This window comes from Paenibacillus sp. NEAU-GSW1 (genome assembly GCF_009737085.1).
Lineage (GTDB): Bacteria > Bacillota > Bacilli > Paenibacillales > Paenibacillaceae > Pristimantibacillus.
In genome coordinates this window covers 136510-155430 of the sequence record NZ_WOVL01000013.1, presented here as the reverse complement: position 1 = coordinate 155430, position 18921 = coordinate 136510, and the positions used below count along the sequence as shown (strand labels likewise).

Sequence of the window (18921 nt, the reverse complement as noted above, 5' to 3'; positions counted from 1 at the left end):
ATGCGTTCCACTGTCCGAAGACGAAAGAATATTGCTATAAGTATAGCATATTGCATATTTTTTTCCCAATCGACAACATTCGCCGCTCTGGGAAATCAATTAATATTCCCGTTGCACCAAATAATCGGCTATTTCAAGCAAACGCTTCGGCATCGCAAGCTCCGCTTCGAGTACAGCAGCTTTCGCTTCGCGCGTTAAACGCTTCACTTGCGACTTGCTCTCGTCAATTCCGATCAAATACGGATACGTAACCTTTTGCTGAGCGACGTCGCTGTTCGTTTTTTTGCCTAGCTTTGCCTCATCGCCAATTAAATCGAGAATATCGTCTTGAATTTGGAAAGCCAAGCCGATATTGCGTCCGTATTGCTCGAGCAATTCCAGCTGCGCCGGTGACGCCCCGCCGATTCTTGCTCCTGCAGTGACAGAGAACACGATCAAATCGCTTGTTTTATGCAAATGGATATATTCCAGCTCTTCAATCGACGTTACGCCTTGCTCGCCAAGCACATCGGCTACCTGACCGCCAACCATTCCCCGCGCTCCCGCTAACATAGCAAGATCTTCGACGATATCCAAAGCCGCTTGAGCGTCAATGCCGCCTTTGCGAGCCGCTTGCGGGATCAGATGAAACGCGTGCGTTAGCAGTGCGTCGCCTGCAAGAATCGCCATCGCTTCGCCGAATACTTTGTGATTCGTCAGCTTCCCTCTGCGGTAATCGTCATCATCCATAGCCGGCAAATCATCATGAATCAGCGAGTAGGTGTGTATGCATTCGATTGAACAGGCAACCGGAAGCGCATTTTCAGCAGCGCTGCTTTTGCCCTGAATAGCTTCAGCCGCAGCCAATACAAGCGCAGGTCGAATTCGTTTGCCGCCAGCTTCCAAAGAGTACATCATTGACTCCCGAAGTTTGCCCGGAACGTCCCATTCCGCGGGAAGCACATTAGCAAGCGATTGCTCTACTATTGCAGCGCATTGTTGCAAATAAGACTTGATTTCAATCCCGTCGCTCAAAATGATTCTCCTCTGTCATCGTTCGCCGCTGCAAACGGTTTTTTCTGAAAACCTTGCTCCGTTTCAATCAGCAGCTCGATTTTACGTTCAACCTGCTCAAGCTTGCCGCCGCAAAGCTGCGACAGCTTCATCCCTTGCTGAAACAAATCAATTGCCTTCTCTAAAGGAACGTCACCGCTCTCAAGCTGCTCCACGATTTGTTCCAGCTGCTCCATCGCAGCTTCAAAGCTTAGCTCCTCCGTCGTCTCCATCGCTTCCGTCTCCTTTCATCGACCAGACATGACAATCAAGCTGACCGTCCGCTACCATGATTTTGATCACATCGCCAGGCTGTACCTGCGCAATCGATTTAATTAAACGCTTTTCCTCCTCGTCATAAACGAGGCTATATCCTCGAGACATCACTTTAAGCGGACTTAACGCGTCAAGCTGACGCATCGTTCCGTGCAGCTGAAGCCTTCTAACCTTCACAGCTCCTTGCATCGCCTGCTCTAATCGTTTGACGCCCGCATTCAGCCGATTAGCCGCAAATGCGGCTTGCTCTCCCGGATGATGCCCCATAAGCGCGCTGTTCAATTGCAGCAAACGCGCTCTGCCTCTCTCTGCCGTCCGCTCTGTCCGCTGCGCGAGCCGTTCGCGCAAGCGGTCCAGCCGCTGGGCTTGATCAAGCAAATATTTGCGCGGGTGCACGAAAAACGGAGAACGGCGAGCACGCTGCAGCCTTTCTTTGCGTCCTTGAAGCATCATGCGAAGCGCCTGCTCCAAACGCTGCCGCTGCCTGTCTAACTGCTGGCGAAGCTCCGCTGCATGAGGTACCGCAAGCTCAGCCGCCGCTGTTGGCGTAGCCGCTCTAAGATCGGCGACAAAATCAGCGATTGTAAAATCGGTTTCATGTCCGACGGCACTAATGATCGGAATTAGCGATGCAGCTATACTTCTGGCAACCGCCTCTTCGTTGAATGCCCAAAGCTCTTCAAGCGAACCGCCGCCTCTTCCTACAATTAATACGTCAACTTCGGCAAAACGGTTCATCGATTCAATGGCTTTCGCAATAGAAGGCGCAGCCTGTGCGCCTTGCACAAGAACCGGCAATATGTATACTGGCACCGATGGATGCCGACGTTGCAACGTTATAACAATATCGCGCACCGCCGCCCCTGTAGGGGAGGTGATTACGCCAATTGCTTTCGGAAAACGCGGAATGGGCCGTTTGCGCGTTTCGGCAAACAAGCCTTCCGATTCAAGCTTTTGTTTCAACTGCTCGTAAGCAAGATACAAGCTCCCGATTCCGTCAGGCTGCATCGTCGTAACGTAAAATTGATAGTTGCCGTCCCGCTCATAAACCGAGACATTTCCTCTTGCCATCACTTTCGTGCCTTCGCGAGGTAGAAAAGGAAGCCGCTGATTATGCGAGGCGAACATAATGCATTTTAGCCGGCTGTCTTTATCCTTTAGCGTAAAATACATGTGGCCGCTGGAGTGATGGGTGAAATTCGAAATTTCACCCCGCAGCCACACGTCTCCGAGCAGCGAATCCGACTCCAGCTTCATACCGATATAACGATTAATTTCTTTAATCGTGTAAATGCGAGGCTGATTCGCCATAGAAATCGTCACACTCCGATTTTATGGGCTTTTTTTGCCGCCTTAATCGTATTGGACATCAGCATCGTAATCGTCATTGGACCAACGCCGCCCGGAACTGGCGTAATATAACCGGCGGTTTCCAAGCAATCTTCATAATCAACGTCGCCTGCAAGCTTGCCGTCCGGCAAACGGTTAATGCCCACGTCAATTACGATTGCGCCCGGCTTCACATATTTGCTGTCGATTGCTTTCGCTTTGCCGATGGCAACAACTAGAATGTCAGCTTGCTTTGCGATTTCTTCCATATTCGCAGTGCGCGAATGGCAAATCGTAACCGTTGCGTTCTCGCGCAACAGCAGCATGGCTACCGGTTTGCCGACAATGTTGCTGCGGCCGATAACAACAGCATGCTTGCCCGAGATGTCAACGCCGCTGCGTTTAATCAGCTCAATACAGCCGGCAGGCGTACATGGCAGCAGGCTGTCGTCGCCGATTACCAGGTTGCCGACGCTTTCCGGGTGGAAGCCGTCGACGTCTTTGCCCGCGTCAATCGCATCGATAACCGCTTTTTCATTAATATGCTTAGGCAACGGCAGTTGCACCAAAATTCCGTTAATTGTAGCTTGGTTGTTCAGCTTGTCAATAAGCGCAAGCAGATCCGCTTCAGACGTGTCTGCAGGCAGACGATGCACCTCGGAGTAGAAACCGAGCTGCTGACAAGCTTTTTCCTTCGAGCCGACATAAACCTTGGAAGCTGGGTCCTCTCCAACAAGTACGACGGCCAGTCCTGGTACTACGCCTTGCTCTTTCAATGCAGCTGTTTCTAATTTAATTTCTTCACGGATCAAATCGGAAATTTTTTTGCCTTCAATAATTTGTGCGCTCATTCGTTTCTCCCCCTGTTGGTTGTCTGATTTATAAATCGACCCGGATGATTATTCAGCCGTCGTTTCCGAGTTCGTCTTCGTTCCGTCTGGATCAATGCTTTGCAGCAGCTTGCCGAGAACGCCGTTTACAAACTTGCCTGATTCTTCGGTTCCGAAATGTTTCGCAAGCTCAATCGCCTCATTAATGGATGCTTTAGGCGGCACGTCGTCACGGAACACCATCTCGTAACACGCAAGGCGAAGCACTTGACGATCCACGCGAGACAAGCGATCTATTTGCCAGCCTGTTAAATGCTGCTGAAGCATATCGTCAATAGCCGCTTTACGCTCGGCAACCCCATTAACAAGCTCACGCACATAACGATCCGTGTTATCGCTCTCAACAAACTCAGCGCCAATCTCGTTCTCCGAACGCGCTTCCTCCATAAGCATATCGACTGCTTCTGCTGCTGTTACATCATTCATTTCCATTTGATATAAGCTGGATACTGCAATTTCTCGTGCTAATCTTCGTTTCATAATACCTCCGCGGCATTGGCTGCGCCTTATATTTTCAAAAAAAACCTATGATCTCCTCCCTGCCCGAAAACTGGCGGTATTCCGGCTTCCGGAGTACGGAGGAGACCACAGGATCATCTAAACGGTCTGTATCTTTCCATTAACCAATTCCAAATCCGTTGCCATGGAAAAACAGGATCGTTCCCCAAGTCCTTTTTCTTGCCAATCCAATAACCGATTGATACGAGCAGTATGAAGAACAGCATGTCCCAAAAACCGGCAAACAAATAAACAAATCCGAAAAAAAGTCCAGCGATTGCGCCGACCGTACGTTTCCCGTAAGCTGCCCAGAATTCTCTCCACATCGGTCAATTCACCTCTATTCTACGCGGCTCTTCACCGTTCCGGTCTGAATGACGTTGGCTACGAAAACGGCTACGCTCGTAACGGGAATCCCGGCGATCTCCTCTACATGCTCCTTGACGCTGCGTTGGATATCTTCCGTCAAAGCGGGGATCGAACCTTCTCCGTCCACAACGGCGCGAAGAACGATATCCATACCGGAATCCGTCGCGCGAATGCGCACCTTGAGATCTTTAACGCCACGGTTTTTCGAAGCTGCTTTAAGTGCGAGATTCTCAATCGTATCAAGCGAAATGCGAATATCGCCATAATCTGTACGCTGATCGATCGACGGCGCGGATGCTGCGCCTCCACGGTGCAACGATACAAAAAAGAAGCGCAAGCTCATAAGAAAAAGCACAATGCCGATAACGATGAACGTAATTTGGAATGAGCTTGTTGCGTACAATTCGTCTGCTAGCTCGTTAATGTCGCTCAAGGAAATCCAGCGAAATCCGATGCAAGCAATAAAGACGGACAAAGCACCTACGACGAGGCTGTATAGAAACAAAAGCAGCTTGTCCACGATTCTGATCAAAGAATTGCCTCCTCCGTCTGAGCGAATGAAAACCCCCTTGCGCGAATGCGGCATGCCCATCACGAGGGGGTGACATCAGGACATTGAGCGGAGCTCAATGTCACTCATTATACATCAGGACTTTGAGCATGACATCAGAATCTTTGAGCGGAGCTCAAAGTCTCTCTTTATACTCAAAGTCACACCTTTTTATCAAAGTCATTTCTAATTTCTATTTCACGCGCAGATGACTTTCGTCCTCTTCCGGCTTTTCAGCTGCCTTGAAATGCACATCGTGAATATGTACATTCACTTCAATGACATTCAGACCGGTCATCATTTCAATCGAACGCTTCACATTGCGTTGAATTTCCGAGGCGATTTCCGGAATTCGGTTGCCGTACTCCACGATAATCGAAACATCGACCGCAGCTTCGCGCTGGCCGACTTCAACCTTAACACCTTTGGACAAGTTTTTCCGTCCAAGCAGTTCTGCGATTCCCCCTGCCAGTCCTCCGCTCATGCCCGCTACGCCGTTTACTTCTACGGCTGCCAATCCGGCTATCACTTCAATAACTTCAGGCGCGATCTGAATGGTGCCAATGTCCGTCTTCTCATAATCTGCAGCAATCGTATTCATGATGAATTACACCTCCCTAAATTGCGCGTCCCGGCTTTTCGTTACCGGGTGTTGTCTACCGCATCTTATTTCTATACTATAACATTCGACGCGAATTATGACAAACAGTTGTCCCGCCTACACTTCGTACTCTTCCAAAAACTTGATGTCAAAATCGCCCTCGACAAACTTAGGATGATTTAGAAGCTTCAAATGGAACGGGATCGTCGTTTTGATGCCTTCGATCGCGAATTCGGATAGCGCGCGCTTCATGCGCGCAATCGCTTCCTCGCGCGTTCTGCCCCAAACGATGAGCTTGGCGATCATCGAATCGTAATGCGGTGAAATCGTATAGCCCGGATATACCGCGCTGTCCACTCGTACGCCAGTACCGCCCGGAGGCAGATAGAACGGAATGTGACCCGCCGACGGCATAAAGTTGCGTTCGGAATCTTCCGCATTGACGCGGCATTCGATCGCCCAGCCGTTAATTTTCAAATCATCTTGCTTGAAGGACAACGGATTGCCCTCCGCTACGGAGATCATTTCTTTAATCAGGTCAACGCTCGTAATCATCTCCGTTACCGGATGCTCAACCTGAATTCGCGTGTTCATCTCCATGAAGTAGAAATTGCCGTCCGGACCGAGCAAAAACTCCAGCGTGCCCGCACCGGAATAATTAACGGCAAGTGCGGCGCGTACTGCCGCTTGCCCCATCCGCTCGCGAAGCTCTGGCTCCAGCACTGGGCACGGCGCCTCTTCGACAAGCTTCTGGCGGCGGCGCTGCACGGAGCAATCACGTTCAAATAAATGAACGGCATTGCCGTGTTTGTCCGCCATAATTTGAATTTCAACGTGCTTCATGCCCGTCAAATATTTTTCCAAGTATACGCCGGCGTTGCCGAACGCTTTTTGCGCTTCTTGCTGCGCTGTTGTAATTTGCTGCACGAGCGACTCTTCGTCTTCCGCAATGCGGATCCCTTTGCCGCCGCCGCCGGCAGTTGCTTTAATGATGACCGGATAACCGATGCTGCGCGCTATCGTAACCGCTTCATCCATGTCTTCAATCAAGCCGTCAGAGCCTGGAATAACCGGCACGTCAGCCAACTGCATCGTTTTCTTCGCAACCGCTTTGTCCCCCATTTTGCTGATCGCTTCAGACGACGGACCGATAAACGTCACGTTGCAGGATTCGCTGATTTCGGCGAAATCGGCATTTTCCGCAAGAAAACCGTAGCCGGGATGAACGGCGTCGCATTCCGTAATCGTCGCAACGCTCATCAGATTTGTATAGTTCAAATAGCTGTCCTTCGACGCCGTCGGGCCGATGCAGTAAGCTTCGTCAGCCAGACGGACATGAAGGGAATCGCGGTCCGCTTCCGAGTAGACCGCAACTGTCGAGATGCCCAGCTCGCGGCATGCCCGTATAATCCGAACGGCAATTTCGCCGCGATTGGCGATTAGAATCTTTTGAAATTTCACGGTGAATACTCCTTTCAAGTGACAGTTTCTCCTAGCTTCTCGAACTTCTATCAGGAGAAAGGATGCTATTCCGGTTTAACGAGAAACAGCGGTTGGCCGTATTCAACTAACTGGCCGTTCGTTACAAGAATTTCGACGATTTCGCCGCGCACTTCCGCTTCGAGCTCGTTCATCAGCTTCATCGCTTCGAGAATGCAAACGACGCTTTTCTCGTTTACGCGGTCGCCGACCTTTACGAAAGCCGCTGCGTCAGGAGACGGCGAGCTGTAGAAAGTGCCGACCATCGGCGAAGTAATTTGATGCAGGTTGTCCGTATTTGGACGTGCCGCAGGCGCTTCTGGAGCGGCCGTCGTCGGCGCAGCTGCCGGTGCGGCAGCTTGAGGCGCGGCAACCGGAATCGGCGCCGGCGAATATGTATGCGTGATTGGGGCTGCTTGTACATTCACCACTTCTGTTTTGCCCGGTTTGCGGATAAGCAGGCGTACCCCTTCGTTTTCAATCTCCAGCTCATGAACGGAAGTTTGATCGACCAGCTTGATCAATTCTTTAATCTCGCTCAATTTGAACATGAATTGTGTCAACTCCTTAAAATTTTGCGTTAGTCGCGGCAAGCGCAGCTTTACCGGCAAGCGCTTCGCGGTATGCGCTATTTGCCCATTGTAACCAATTCTTTCACATAACGTTTAACATTATATCATAAACCGTTCAGAACACGAATCAATTTTTTATTTTTCGAAAGCAAAGCGGCCGCCCCAATGGGACAGCCGCATGAACCGCGCAAATTGCGCGAAGGTTGCCGCTCATTACGGCACGTAAGTTACGGTAACTTGATCTGCGCGCACGTCGAGCGTTTTAATGACGAGACCGATGATGCTTGCGGCTTGCGTTTTTTCAAGCTTTTCGCTCTCGACAACGACTTTATAGCCGTCATCCTCCCGGTCGATAATTGCCGTATGGAACTCCTTCATGAGCTCCGTTTCGATATCCGTCATTTTCGCAAATTTATCTTCGAGAAGCTCAAGCGCTTTAGATGCCTCTTGCACCTCTTCTGCTGACTTCTTCACATCAGCAATGATTGCATAGTATTTATTCGACTCCTCATCGTATTGCGCTTTTCGTTTCTCTTGCGTTTGCGCAAATACGCTGAGGGCAACTCCGCCTTCCGCTTCCACCTGCTCCAGCACATCCTTGTCCGTCGGTTTGTCCCCGCCGCTTGCATGATCAACCTGGTCGACTACAAGCTGGTCGTTACCAGTTGCGGCTGCCGTTGCATCCTTACCGGCTTTTTGCTCGGTTTGCGTGCCGTCCGAAACGAGATCCGGAGATTTGCTGTCTTGCGTAAACAGGTAATAAGCCGAGAGAACCACCATCAAGCTAAGCATCGATACGAGCCAAATCGTTTGTCTTTTCGTGTTCATGTGAACACCCTCCCCATTTCCATTCGTTTTTTTGGAATTCATTCGATCATTGCTTGCTTGGCGCAACTGAAATCCGATTTGCCGGCACATTTACGCCTTTTTCCACCGCGTCTATAATCAAGCGCCTTACGGTCGCGTTCTCCGCGCCATTGGCGACGACGAGCACGCCGCGAATACGCGGATTGATCGTTTTGGTGACGATCGGCTTTTGATCGCCGGACACCTCGGAAATGACGATTTGCCCTTTTTTTGTAATCGAAGTAATATGTCTTCGTCCTCCGTTGCGATCATTCTCATCCGTAATCGACTGGGTTTCTTCCTCATTCTGCTCAACGACAATCTCCTCGGTTGAATCAACGGTCACGAGAACATCAACCGAGCCGACGCCGACGATCTTCTCCAAAATCTCCTTCAAGCGCTGCTCCAACGGCTGCTCGATCGCATCAAACCGCGTCCCGTCAACGGCTCCTCCGCTCCATGCAGCCTCATCGTTTGCGGGCGACGGATTCGGATCCATAGCCGAAGGCTCGACCTTATCGAAGGTGAGGAAGGAGTTTAAGACCATTAGCGAGGCGCCCACTAAGCCGATGATGAGTAGAATATGCAACGTTTTTATTCGTTTCGGCCCTCCCGGCCCGCCTCCGTCTACGATGGACTCCAGTCCTTTCAACCATTTGGCCAACGCCTTATGCCTCCTTCCGAAAATTACGGATCCGTTATCCTGCCGCTTCTTGGCGAATTTGCACGATTTCCGGACTTATCCCCCAGCCTTTGGCTAACGTATCGCTGATTTTCTCCGCTAATGCCGGGGTCACGCGCGTCCAAGCACTTTCACTGTCCTCGCCGGCCTCTTGCTCTGCGGCGTCATCCAGCCTATTGCCTTCTCCGTTTTCAACGGTCACTGAAACCGCCACATCGACAGGGAGCACTTCCTCCACCTCGACATCCGGCAGCTCTGACGCCGAGCTTGCCGCCGCTTGTTTCTTTTCCTCGGCGGCCATCGTCACCAGCACGCTGCCCAAGTATGGATTTCGCTGCCCTTGATGCGCGATCCATTTCAATGCGACGTCAATCTGCTCAACCTTTGCCTTTGTCCGCTCCTCAACGGCAGCCTCCATCGCCTTCTCCAGCGTTTGCTCCATCAACGCCGCCGCCTCGTCATTGCGCCGGTCGCTCAACTTCTCCGCATTTTTCTGAATATCGGCTAGGCTCGGCATTTGCACATTATTCGTTTGCGAGCCGCGCTCCCAAAGCCCAATGCCTTCCTGAAGCTTGGCGTCAAAGTCGCCTTGCAGCACGCGCAGCAGCGGAGAAAGGATCGTCAGCAAGATAAGAAGACCGACAACAAGTCTCGCATAGCGCTGCATCGCCTTGTTGGGAAGCAGCAGCTCCATTAGAACGGCAAGCATAATTACGGCTATTATGTTTCGGAGCCAATCGCTCAGCCACTCTATCATCCTGCCGTCTCCTTCCGTGCCCGATGCCGTTATTTGGCCATTATTGCCGCGTTCCCCGCTGTCAGGATGATCGTTACGGCCAGAAAAAACATAAAACTTACGGCTGCCAGAGCGGCAAACACGTATAGCATCGTTTTCCCGATCGTTTGCAGGCATCCGACGATCGGCGAATTGCCAAGCGGCTGCATGACAGCTGCTGCTACATTGTAGATGAGCGCCAGCGTCAATATTTTCAAAGCGGGAAAAGCGCACAGGAACAACAGAATAATAACTCCAGCGATACCGATCGCATTTTTCGCGAGCATCGAAGCGGAGATGACCGTATCGGCTGCGTCCGAGAACATTCGGCCAACGACCGGTACAAAGTTGCCGGTAACGAACTTGGCCGTTCGCATCGTAATGCCGTCAGTAACTGCACTGGTCGCGCCTTGTACCGAAATAACGCCAAGAAAGACCGTGACGAGCGTGCCTAGAATGCCTACGCCGATGTTGCGCAAAAGGTTTGCCAGCTGCGTGACCTTGAACTTTTCCGTTAGCGCGCTCACGATATGAAGGACCGCAGAGAAGAACAGCAGCGGAAAAACAATCGTGTAGATCAGCGTTCCGACTGCGTGAATCATAAAAATAATGAGCGGGTGAAGCACCGATACGGAGACAACATTGCCCATCGAAGCGAGCAGCGTCAGCAGCAGCGGAATCATGGCCAGCATGAACTGAATCATGCCGCCGATTGCGTTCTTCGCATAACCGATCGCTACATGAAAGCTGTTTACCGCAATAATGACAAGCACCATATAAGCGATGGCGTAAGCGACTTTGCTGACCGTATTCCGCTCGAAAGCGTTTTGCAGCGTCTCCAGCACCATACTGAATACCGTCAGCATGACGATCGTGACAAGAAGCTTGCCGTTGTAGAGCACTTCATGCAAAAAGTAGCCAAGCAAGCCTTTCAACACCGTTTCGAGCTTTAGCCCTTCGCCGCCCGGCATAATCATCTCCATGAAGCTCGGCATCTGCTGATCTGGAAAGTAGCCGCCGTACTCATCCTTTAATTTGTTCCAGAACGATTCTACGGCTTCCGTATCGATCCCGCTCATCTCGTTGTCCATAAGCCCGTCTGCCGCCGAATCTTGTTGCGGATCAGACCGTGCCTCCTCTTGTCCAACTAAAGCTTGGCCGCTTGCCGGAACTGCCGTCCATAGCAGCCATACGGCCATAATCGCAAACATGAGCCGCCACGCTCCGACCGCCATCCGATTCCTTTCCAGTTCCGATCACCCCCCTGCCGGCAAAAGGCCGATAACGGTTTCGACAATAACGCTGATGATCGGAACGGCCATGACGAGAATAAGTACTTTGCCTGCAAATTCCACCTTGGAAGCGATGCTTTCCTGACCCGCGTCTCTTACAATCTGCGCGCCGAACTCGGCGATATAGGCGATACCGATTATTTTCAATATCGTCTTCAAATAAATCGACGGGATGCCGGATCTGTCTGCCAAATCTTCCAGAACGGATATAACCGCGTCGATTTTGCCGATCAGGTACAAGAAAATAAAAATGCCGGTAAATGCCGCAAGCAGGAAAGCGAACATCGGCTTTTGCTCTCGTACGACAAGGATAAGGACGGTGGCAATAAGCGCTAATCCGACGATTTGAATGATTTCCACTTCGTTCACCTACTCGCGGCTTTCGATAAAGTCTATTGACTATTGAAACAAAAAAATCGTTTTGATTTCTTGAAACAAGTCATTCAATAGCCGAACGACCATAAACAACACAACTACAAACCCGATAACCGTTACCCAATGCGCCATATCTTCTTTCCCCATTTGCTTCAGCACGGTATGAATCATTGCGATAATGATGCCGATACCTGCAATTTGGAAAATGGCGCTCACATCCATGTTCATTTCCGCGGCACCCCACTAAACCATCAAAATGACAACGAGCACAGCGATCAGGATGCCAAGGCTTTTCCACATTTTCTCGTAACGCCCTTGATCGTCCTTGGCCGCATCTTCCTCAGCCTTCAATTGAAGCAGCGCCAGCTTAATATGCTTCAATTGATCGTCCTTGTCGCTAATGCCCAGCGCGGAGCCAAGCCGGATCAGCACCGCCTGCTCGCCCGCCCGCATGGCCGTTGCTTCCCAGCCTTGTCTCACAGCGTTTTCCCAGCTTTCACGGAAAGAGATATCCGTTTGGCCAGTCACCCCTTCAGCCGCAAGCCGAAACATATCGGCCACCGGAGGCGGGATACTGTGCGCAACACGGTAGAGCGCCTCGGGCAACGGCGTATGGCCGTAGCCGATTTCGGTCTCGAGCCGCTGCAGCGCATGCGCCAGCTGGCGCAGCTGGCGGGGCCTTGCCGCAAATCGGGCTGCCTGCTGAAAGCCGATCAACGTTCCTGCCGTCAGAATGAGCACAGCGCCAAGCAGCTTAATCAACCGGCACCGCCTCTTTGCAGCCCATTCGCGAACGACGGCCGTTCGAAGCTCCGTGCTGCAGCTCCCGCTCCGCTTGCGGCAGCCGTTAGTGTAGGCTCTCGCGCGGCCGGTCCTCGGAACGACGATTCCGCATTAACGATACGGTGCATAAAACCAGAAGGCGATCGGCGCAATTCGACGATTTGCGAGAAAGCCCCTTCCTCCAGAAGACGCCGCAGCACCGGTCTGCCTAACGCGTCCGGCACGTCATAGGCGTGTGCCGTAGCGATCACGCTAACGCCGGCATGGCTCGCCTCGCGTATCGCCTCGCCATCCTCGTCGCGTCCGATTTCATCGGCGACGATCACTTCGGGCGACATGGAACGAAGCAGCATCATCATGCCTTCCGCTTTCGGACAAGCATCCATCACATCGGTGCGCGGCCCTATGTCGAAGGTCGGGATACCGCGCACGCATGCTGCGATTTCGGATCGCTCATCGACGATGCCAACTTTCCTCCCTTGCCATCCGGCGATCTCGCCATGCCCCCATAAGCCATAGCTGACGGAACGAGCGATATCACGAATCAATGTCGTTTTCCCTTGTTGCGGAGGCGCGAGAATGAGCGTTGAATGGATGCTCTTTCGGCTTCGATCAAGCAGCTTCGGCAGCAAATGATTAGCTGATCCCACAACCTCGCGGGCGATCCGGATATTAAACGCCCCGATATCGCGAATGCCCCGGACGTTGCCGCCGTCTAGTATGGTTCGGCCGGCTAGTCCAATCCGATGGCCTCCCGCGACTGTTATAAAACCTCTCTTAAGCTCTTCTTCCATTGCATAAAGCGAATAATTCGTAATTTTCTCCAGCAGTTTGCGGCATAAATCTCCCGTTGGCTTGAAAGCGCCGTCCGCCGACATCCGAAGTGTGCCGTCGGTTGCGGCAAATCGCGATTGTCCGCGAAAGCCAAGCTCCAGCGGCCTGCCTTCACGAACGCGAATTTCTTCCAGCTGCTCTAGCATCGATTCTGGCAAACGCTCCAGCACCGCTTTCAGCTCTACCGGCAGCAAGTGCGCCACTCGGTTCAGCATGCTTTCATCACCCCCTGATGTTTGTCCTTCGTAGTACCCATTGTATGCTTGGACATCGATAATATGTCCAAGTCTGCATATTTAATAGAATCTATTATTTTTTCAATATGCCGATGAACAAACAGCCAATTCCGAGCGCAATCCAAGCGATCTTTGCAAAAGAAAGCTTATCCGATAAGCCGACCAGCCCAATCGTCGTCGTTGCAATCAGAATAAGCGGTCCGACAAGCGCGAGTGAGGAGTTTACAAGAAGCGCTTTATCGATTTGATTCAACCTAAGCATAAGCAGCGCCGCGCAAATCTCTATCATCCCCGACGTCAGGCGAAGCGAAGCCATGCTGAGCACGATTTTATTCAACACCTGCGCAAACCTCCTAATTCATAATGCGAAGCCGCAGCTATAAATGAAGCTTGCGTTTCTCTATTACTCTATGCAGGCTTGTCTCCTATCTATTCCACTCAGGGCGCAATCATTCCGCAGACAGTCGGGCACACGCCCAGCCTCCTTTGCATATATTGCTTGCATGATTCGCTGTGATCGCGAATGCATGGGAGAAAGAAGTTTAAGAGAAGGAAGGCTCATTCGAATGCGGGTGCAAGTCATTTCGAGCGTAAACGAAGCAAGCTCGGCGCGGTTCCATCATAAAACGGCGATTATCGTCGATGTGCTGTGCGCCACGAGCACAATCGTCTCCGCGTTGGCATCAGGGTCATCGGGCATCGTACCGGTTGAGACAGTGATGGAGGCGCGCGCTGCGCGGCAAGAGGGCGACTTGCTCGGGGGAGAACGATTTAGCCGAAAAATTCCCGGGTTTGATCTCGGCAATTCACCGGAAGAATATTGCAGTCCGGCTGTAAAAAATAGAAGAATTATTTTTACGACCACGAACGGAACGCGGGCCATCCATAAATCGTCAAGAGCCGATTATGTATTGACCGGCGCATTGCTTAACGCTACAGCATGCGCGAAAGCCGCCGTTGATCTGAGAAGAGATGTAGTCATCCTTTGCGCAGGGAGCAACGATGAATTCGCTGTTGAAGACGGGCTGTGCGCCGGACTGCTGCTAGACCGTTTTCAAGCGTTGGCCGGCAGCGCTCTGGAGCTGGACGACTTCGGCCATGCCATGCTGTCGCTCTATTGCGACCGGGCCCAATCGATTCGAGAGACGCTCCAACACGGCATGACCGGCAAAAAGCTGCTAAAGCTCGGTTTGCGCCGCGACTTGGAAAGCTGCGCGATCATTGATCGCTACAACGAAGTACCGCGCTTATTCGGCGATATGTTGATCAACGCTTGATGGAAAACCGTCTGGTTCCGGGCCGATTCCCCGGGTACCCGACGGTTTTTTATTGCATTATTGGCGTATGTTTGTACGATGAGCTCAAGGAATGCGGACATCCATGTCGAATCAAGAAGCGAGCAGCAGTCCTATTTCGTCTTAGCCGGGAGGTATGCTTTTGAACAAAATCGGAAAAACAAGGGATTTAATCTATGTCAGCAAAGAGGATCATACAAACTGTTTTTACTCCTATGGCATTGAATTTCATGAATTTATGAGCTGCATACCTGATAGGCCGGACAACCTTTTACTGATTAAACACAATTTTGAAGAAGCGCTTATGAATCGGCATACAGGATTTGAATATGTAACAAAGCAGGAAATAAATAAACTGATTGAAGATGATGTTTATGGTTACGGGGATTTTTGCTGGGTTGACTTCATTGACGAAGAGGAGCTGGACGCTTTAAGCAGCGATCAAATTGCGCAACTTTTGTTTTTTGGCCATCTCGCCAGACCGCTCCACAAAATACCGATGAATCGATTCGCCTATTTTGCACATGATGACGGTTGGTTTAACAAGCTGTATATTACGGAGCATCAAGATTATGAAAACCTTTTAGCAAACGTTATTCCTATGAAACTAAGACGTTTGACCGGAAGGAAAGTTAACGGCATCCCGTCTGCGATTGCCTCGAAGCTTGTCACTTGCGCCAAAGACGGTTTATTCATTGACCTTTCCAACGTTATAAAAAGCAGAACTCAATTAAAAATTCCAATGACAGCGATCGGTCATTGGACGGACATGGATCAAGTTTACAACTTAAGAGAAGAAATAAATCATTATCAGATTTGGCTGCTGTATTCAAATAAAGTATGGCGGATCGTAAAAGAAGACTAAAACACGGGCAGCGCATGAACCCGGATAACTGCTGCCCGCACTCCTGTTGCCCGATAATGCTGCCAGACAGCGTTATTTCCACAACTAAGCCCCTGCGCGACCGTTTAACGCTTTGACACAGCGTTATTCGATCTCACCCACTCAGAAACAAAAAAAGGCTAACCAGTCCTCATCTACGATGACAGCGGGTTAACCTTTTCCTATTGCACCAATAACTTACTATCTGCGGTCTTGAGGGCCGCCGACGAACACTTGCTCAGCCGTATCCAGGCCGTATGCTGTGTGAAGCGCGCGGACAACGTCCTGCAACGGTTCAGCCGCAATAATGCAAGACACTTTAATTTCCGAAGTGCTTACCATTTTGATGCTTACGCCGATTTCCGAAATGGCTGCGAACATCGTTGCAGCTACTCCAGGGTTGCTGACCATGCCTGCGCCAACGATCGACACTTTCACGAGATTGTCTTCCGAAGTCACTTCTTCGAAAGGCACTTGCTCGCGTACACTTTTAATTACCGATACAGCCTTCTCTTTATCGTCACGGGACAATGTAAAGGAGAAATCGGCTTTGCCGTCCTGCACACCGCTTTGAACGATAATGTCTACATCGATTCCGTTGTTTGCGAGCGCGCCGAACACATTCGCAAGGACGCCCGGTACGTCTTGAACGCCAAGAATGCTGATTCTTGCTACGTTTTTGTCAAACGCGATGCCGCGAACGACTACTCCCTGCTCCATAACCGCTTCCTCCTTCACACTTGTGCCTTCGTTTTGCGTAAAGCTGGAACGAACGACAAGTTTTACATTGTTGTGCTTTGCGTACTCTACTGCGCGCGGATGCAGCACCGCTGCTCCGAGATGTGCAAGCTCCAGCATTTCGTCATACGAAATTTCATTGAGCTTGCGTGCGCATTTGACGACACGCGGGTCTGTCGAATAAACGCCGTCTACGTCGGTATAAATCTCGCACACATCCGCCTTAACTGCGGCTGCCAGCGCTACGGCTGTCGTATCCGATCCGCCGCGGCCAAGCGTCGTAATGTCTCCATCCTCCGTCATGCCTTGGAAGCCGGCTACGATTACGATATTGCCTGCATCAAATTCCTTGAATAAACGATCCGGACGAATGTCCGTAATCTTCGCTTTACTGTGTACCGCTTCCGTACGGATGCCCGCCTGCCAGCCGGTAAGAGACACCGCTTGATGACCCATCTGATGAATCGTCATCGCCAAAAGCGCTACCGATATTTGTTCGCCTGTCGTAAGAAGCATATCCATCTCACGCGCCGGCGGGTTCGGATTAAGCAGCTTCGACTGATCAATTAAATCATCCGTTGTATCTCCCATTGCGGAAACGACGACAGCTACGCGATTGCCCGCTTTATGGCTTTCGATAATCCGCTTTGCTACACGCTGCATCCGCTCAGGCGTACCTACCGAGCTTCCGCCAAACTTCATCACAATCAACGACAAAGCTGATTCACTCCCCAACCTTGACATATACATACAAGACAATATTATAGCACAACATCTGCATGTCTGGGTATATGCGTACGCAAAAAAACCGCCCATAGGACGGTTTTTTTGTTTCCTGCTAAGCGCGGGAAATGTATTTGCCTTCGCGAGTATCGATCAGAAGAACGTCGCCTTCATTGATGAACAGCGGAACTTGTACGTTCAGGCCCGTTTCAACCTTCGCGTTTTTCGTTGCGCCTTGAGCCGTGTTGCCTTTTACGCCCGGCTCTGTTTCAACAACTTTCAGATCAACGCTGTTCGGCATTTGAATACCGATAATTTCACCTTGATAGCTGGAAATATTAACTGTCATGTTTTCTTTCAGGAAATTCAATTCCCATTCCAGCTGTTTGTAGTTAAGAGCAAATTGGTCGTAAGTTTCGTTATCCATGAATGTATACTCGTCGCCGGAGTTGTACAGGTATTGCACTGCGCGGTTTTCGATGATCGCACGGCCGATGTTCTCGCCAGCACGGAATGTTTTCTCTACAACGTTGCCGTTGCGCAGGTTTTTCAATTTGGAGCGCACGAATGCCGCGCCTTTGCCCGGTTTAACGTGTTGGAAATCCGTTACCGAGAAAATATCGCCGTCCACTTCGACGGTCAAGCCTGTTTTAAAATCGTTTACAGAAATAGTCACTGCAAATTCCCTCCTGATATCGTTCGCTTGGAATAGTCCTTAACCCACAGTAAGAAGCTCTTTCGGGGATGAGGTTAATATTTTAATACCGGAATCCGTTATAACGATATCGTCTTCGATCCGTACGCCGCCAAAGCCGGGGATATAGATGCCAGGCTCTACCGTTACCGTCATTCCAGGGGTTAAAATCGTATCGCTTAATTTGGACAAGCGAGGCTGTTCATGAACTTCCATTCCCAATCCGTGTCCGGTGCTGTGTCCGAATTGATCGCCGTAACCGTACTTTGCGATAATGTCTCTGCAAAGCGCGTCGGCTTGCTTGCCGGTCATGCCCGGCTTTATTTGCGCCAGTCCGTTCAGCTGCGCTTCCAGCACAATGCCATAAATTTCCCGATGCTTGTCTGACGGCTCGCCGACGATGACTGTACGGGTCAGATCGGAGCAATATCCTTTGTAATAAGCGCCAAAATCAAGCGTGACAAACTCGCCGTATCCGATCCGTTTGTCGCTGGCAACGCCATGCGGCAATGCGGAACGTTCACCCGATGCGACAATCGTATCGAACGATGATGAAGCAGCGCCGCCCTTGCGCATAAACAGTTCAAGCTCCAGAGCGATGTCTCTCTCCGCCGTGCCGGGTTGCAGCAGCGGCAGCACATGCCAGAAAGCTGCGTCCGCCAAATCGGCCGCTTCTTGCATGACGGCAAGTTCTTGCTCATCCTTGATCATACGCAGATTTTCGACGAGACCCGATGTCGGTTTAAGCTTGATCCCGCCAAGCGCAGCTGTCCAAGCGGCAAATTCGCCGTAGGATACCTGTTCCTGTTCAAAAGCCGCCTCTCGAATGCCCTTCGACGCCAACAGATCTCGAACGCTGTCGATCGCTTTGGGCCCATGCTCAACGACCTGGAATCCGATCGCTTGCTGCGGAGCTTGCGTCATATACCGGAAATCGGTCAGCAGAATGCTGTCTTGCAGCGTAATGACAACTATACCCGAGGATCCCGTAAAACCGCTCAAATAAGCCCGATTATGCTCGCTTCCGATAATGATGGCTTCCAAGCCTTGATCAGCCAGCGCTTTCCGCAGCCGTTCCACTCTTGCATTGGCCATACGCATAACTCCCTTCTAAAAAGTTTACTGCGCAAAACTTGCTTCGAAGCATACGCTTAAAAGCTTGCCATGCA

Annotated in this window: 24 protein-coding genes; 2 read left to right on the top strand and 22 right to left on the bottom strand. The window is 51.0% G+C overall.

What is annotated here, in order from left to right; translation table 11 throughout:
• Positions 1 to 99: 99 nt before the first annotated feature.
• From GOM71_RS12560 to GOM71_RS12465, 19 genes are all read right to left on the bottom strand, one after another.
• On the bottom strand, positions 100 to 1014 hold the full coding sequence (locus GOM71_RS12560) for a polyprenyl synthetase family protein (protein WP_483311040.1): 915 nt from the start codon (positions 1012 to 1014) through the stop codon (positions 100 to 102).
• On the bottom strand, positions 1011 to 1265 hold the full coding sequence (xseB, locus tag GOM71_RS12555) for an exodeoxyribonuclease VII small subunit (protein ID WP_156281528.1): 255 nt from the start codon (positions 1263 to 1265) through the stop codon (positions 1011 to 1013). Before xseB ends, GOM71_RS12560 begins: the two co-directional genes overlap by 4 nt.
• A complete protein-coding gene (xseA, locus tag GOM71_RS12550) occupies positions 1237 to 2619 on the bottom strand; it encodes an exodeoxyribonuclease VII large subunit (RefSeq protein WP_156281526.1) in 1383 nt (460 codons plus the stop codon). Before xseA ends, xseB begins: the two co-directional genes overlap by 29 nt.
• A gap of 8 nt (positions 2620 to 2627) precedes the next feature.
• Positions 2628 to 3488, bottom strand: coding sequence for a bifunctional methylenetetrahydrofolate dehydrogenase/methenyltetrahydrofolate cyclohydrolase FolD (gene folD / locus GOM71_RS12545; RefSeq protein WP_156281524.1), 861 nt, complete (start codon positions 3486 to 3488; stop codon positions 2628 to 2630).
• A 48-nt stretch (positions 3489 to 3536) separates the two neighbouring features.
• A complete protein-coding gene (nusB, locus tag GOM71_RS12540; protein WP_156281522.1) occupies positions 3537 to 4007 on the bottom strand; it encodes a transcription antitermination factor NusB in 471 nt (156 codons plus the stop codon).
• A gap of 113 nt (positions 4008 to 4120) precedes the next feature.
• On the bottom strand, positions 4121 to 4351 hold the full coding sequence (locus GOM71_RS12535) for a DUF2273 domain-containing protein (protein WP_156281520.1): 231 nt from the start codon (positions 4349 to 4351) through the stop codon (positions 4121 to 4123).
• Between the two features lie 14 nt (positions 4352 to 4365).
• Complete coding sequence (gene amaP / locus GOM71_RS12530; RefSeq protein WP_156281518.1) at positions 4366 to 4926, bottom strand: alkaline shock response membrane anchor protein AmaP; 561 nt, start codon at positions 4924 to 4926, stop codon at positions 4366 to 4368.
• A gap of 211 nt (positions 4927 to 5137) precedes the next feature.
• Entirely contained in the window at positions 5138 to 5545 is a 408-nt protein-coding gene (locus GOM71_RS12525) for an Asp23/Gls24 family envelope stress response protein (protein WP_156281516.1), read from the bottom strand.
• A gap of 117 nt (positions 5546 to 5662) precedes the next feature.
• Positions 5663 to 7006 carry an acetyl-CoA carboxylase biotin carboxylase subunit gene (gene accC / locus GOM71_RS12520; protein WP_367649576.1) on the bottom strand — a complete coding sequence of 448 codons (1344 nt, stop codon included), beginning with the start codon at positions 7004 to 7006 and terminating at the stop codon, positions 5663 to 5665.
• 65 nt (positions 7007 to 7071) lie between these two features.
• Positions 7072 to 7575, bottom strand: coding sequence for an acetyl-CoA carboxylase biotin carboxyl carrier protein (gene accB, locus GOM71_RS12515; RefSeq protein ID WP_156281512.1), 504 nt, complete (start codon positions 7573 to 7575; stop codon positions 7072 to 7074).
• A gap of 234 nt (positions 7576 to 7809) precedes the next feature.
• Positions 7810 to 8424 carry a SpoIIIAH-like family protein gene (locus GOM71_RS12505; protein ID WP_173275552.1) on the bottom strand — a complete coding sequence of 205 codons (615 nt, stop codon included), beginning with the start codon at positions 8422 to 8424 and terminating at the stop codon, positions 7810 to 7812.
• A gap of 46 nt (positions 8425 to 8470) precedes the next feature.
• Positions 8471 to 9106: a stage III sporulation protein AG gene (gene spoIIIAG / locus GOM71_RS12500; RefSeq protein ID WP_156281508.1), complete on the bottom strand. Its 636-nt coding sequence runs from the start codon at positions 9104 to 9106 to the stop codon at positions 8471 to 8473.
• A gap of 34 nt (positions 9107 to 9140) precedes the next feature.
• Positions 9141 to 9881, bottom strand: coding sequence for a stage III sporulation protein AF (gene spoIIIAF / locus GOM71_RS12495; protein WP_156281506.1), 741 nt, complete (start codon positions 9879 to 9881; stop codon positions 9141 to 9143).
• A 29-nt stretch (positions 9882 to 9910) separates the two neighbouring features.
• Positions 9911 to 11134, bottom strand: a complete 1224-nt coding sequence (spoIIIAE, locus tag GOM71_RS12490; RefSeq protein WP_253944818.1) for a stage III sporulation protein AE — start codon at positions 11132 to 11134, stop codon at positions 9911 to 9913.
• A 21-nt stretch (positions 11135 to 11155) separates the two neighbouring features.
• Positions 11156 to 11551, bottom strand: a complete 396-nt coding sequence (gene spoIIIAD, locus GOM71_RS12485; protein ID WP_367649581.1) for a stage III sporulation protein AD — start codon at positions 11549 to 11551, stop codon at positions 11156 to 11158.
• Between the two features lie 39 nt (positions 11552 to 11590).
• On the bottom strand, positions 11591 to 11794 hold the full coding sequence (gene spoIIIAC / locus GOM71_RS12480; protein ID WP_042162702.1) for a stage III sporulation protein AC: 204 nt from the start codon (positions 11792 to 11794) through the stop codon (positions 11591 to 11593).
• 15 nt (positions 11795 to 11809) lie between these two features.
• Entirely contained in the window at positions 11810 to 12328 is a 519-nt protein-coding gene (spoIIIAB, locus tag GOM71_RS12475) for a stage III sporulation protein SpoIIIAB (protein ID WP_156281504.1), read from the bottom strand.
• Positions 12325 to 13398, bottom strand: a complete 1074-nt coding sequence (spoIIIAA, locus tag GOM71_RS12470) for a stage III sporulation protein AA (protein WP_156281502.1) — start codon at positions 13396 to 13398, stop codon at positions 12325 to 12327. Before spoIIIAA ends, spoIIIAB begins: the two co-directional genes overlap by 4 nt.
• A 94-nt stretch (positions 13399 to 13492) precedes the next feature.
• Entirely contained in the window at positions 13493 to 13759 is a 267-nt protein-coding gene (locus GOM71_RS12465) for a YqhV family protein (RefSeq protein WP_367649574.1), read from the bottom strand.
• Between the two features lie 187 nt (positions 13760 to 13946).
• Here GOM71_RS12465 and GOM71_RS12460 point away from each other — a divergent pair, with 187 nt between their 5' ends.
• Positions 13947 to 14696 (top strand): 2-phosphosulfolactate phosphatase, encoded by a 750-nt coding sequence (locus GOM71_RS12460; RefSeq protein ID WP_253944817.1) that lies wholly within the window; start codon positions 13947 to 13949, stop codon positions 14694 to 14696.
• Positions 14697 to 14856: 160 nt separating this feature from the next.
• Positions 14857 to 15579, top strand: a complete 723-nt coding sequence (locus GOM71_RS12455; protein ID WP_156281498.1) for a hypothetical protein — start codon at positions 14857 to 14859, stop codon at positions 15577 to 15579.
• 219 nt (positions 15580 to 15798) lie between these two features.
• On the opposite strand, the gene GOM71_RS12450 is transcribed toward GOM71_RS12455, so the two are convergent.
• From GOM71_RS12450 to GOM71_RS12440, 3 genes are all read right to left on the bottom strand, one after another.
• On the bottom strand, positions 15799 to 17052 hold the full coding sequence (locus tag GOM71_RS12450; protein WP_156281496.1) for an aspartate kinase: 1254 nt from the start codon (positions 17050 to 17052) through the stop codon (positions 15799 to 15801).
• Positions 17053 to 17173: 121 nt separating this feature from the next.
• The gene (gene efp / locus GOM71_RS12445; protein WP_367649573.1) at positions 17174 to 17734 is read right to left on the bottom strand and encodes an elongation factor P; all 561 of its coding nucleotides are present in this window, start codon (positions 17732 to 17734) and stop codon (positions 17174 to 17176) included.
• A gap of 39 nt (positions 17735 to 17773) precedes the next feature.
• On the bottom strand, positions 17774 to 18847 hold the full coding sequence (locus GOM71_RS12440; RefSeq protein ID WP_156281494.1) for a M24 family metallopeptidase: 1074 nt from the start codon (positions 18845 to 18847) through the stop codon (positions 17774 to 17776).
• Between the last annotated feature and the right edge of the window lie 74 nt (positions 18848 to 18921).

What these genes read in the sequence shown, in the direction of transcription:
- GOM71_RS12440 (WP_156281494.1), bottom strand. Translation starts at nt 18,847, where the DNA reads ATGGCCAATGCAAGAGTGGAACGGCTGCGGAAAGCGCTGGCTGATCAA.
- folD (WP_156281524.1), bottom strand. Translation starts at nt 3,488, where the DNA reads ATGAGCGCACAAATTATTGAAGGCAAAAAAATTTCCGATTTGATCCGT.
- GOM71_RS12525 (WP_156281516.1), bottom strand. Translation starts at nt 5,545, where the DNA reads ATGAATACGATTGCTGCAGATTATGAGAAGACGGACATTGGCACCATT.
- GOM71_RS12460 (WP_253944817.1), top strand. Translation starts at nt 13,947, where the DNA reads ATGGGAGAAAGAAGTTTAAGAGAAGGAAGGCTCATTCGAATGCGGGTG.
- spoIIIAC (WP_042162702.1), bottom strand. Translation starts at nt 11,794, where the DNA reads ATGAACATGGATGTGAGCGCCATTTTCCAAATTGCAGGTATCGGCATC.
- GOM71_RS12535 (WP_156281520.1), bottom strand. Translation starts at nt 4,351, where the DNA reads ATGTGGAGAGAATTCTGGGCAGCTTACGGGAAACGTACGGTCGGCGCA.
- accB (WP_156281512.1), bottom strand. Translation starts at nt 7,575, where the DNA reads ATGTTCAAATTGAGCGAGATTAAAGAATTGATCAAGCTGGTCGATCAA.
- nusB (WP_156281522.1), bottom strand. Translation starts at nt 4,007, where the DNA reads ATGAAACGAAGATTAGCACGAGAAATTGCAGTATCCAGCTTATATCAA.
- spoIIIAA (WP_156281502.1), bottom strand. Translation starts at nt 13,398, where the DNA reads ATGCTGAACCGAGTGGCGCACTTGCTGCCGGTAGAGCTGAAAGCGGTG.
- GOM71_RS12505 (WP_173275552.1), bottom strand. Translation starts at nt 8,424, where the DNA reads ATGAACACGAAAAGACAAACGATTTGGCTCGTATCGATGCTTAGCTTG.
- xseB (WP_156281528.1), bottom strand. Translation starts at nt 1,265, where the DNA reads ATGGAGACGACGGAGGAGCTAAGCTTTGAAGCTGCGATGGAGCAGCTG.
- xseA (WP_156281526.1), bottom strand. Translation starts at nt 2,619, where the DNA reads ATGGCGAATCAGCCTCGCATTTACACGATTAAAGAAATTAATCGTTAT.
- spoIIIAE (WP_253944818.1), bottom strand. Translation starts at nt 11,134, where the DNA reads ATGGCGGTCGGAGCGTGGCGGCTCATGTTTGCGATTATGGCCGTATGG.
- spoIIIAF (WP_156281506.1), bottom strand. Translation starts at nt 9,881, where the DNA reads ATGATAGAGTGGCTGAGCGATTGGCTCCGAAACATAATAGCCGTAATT.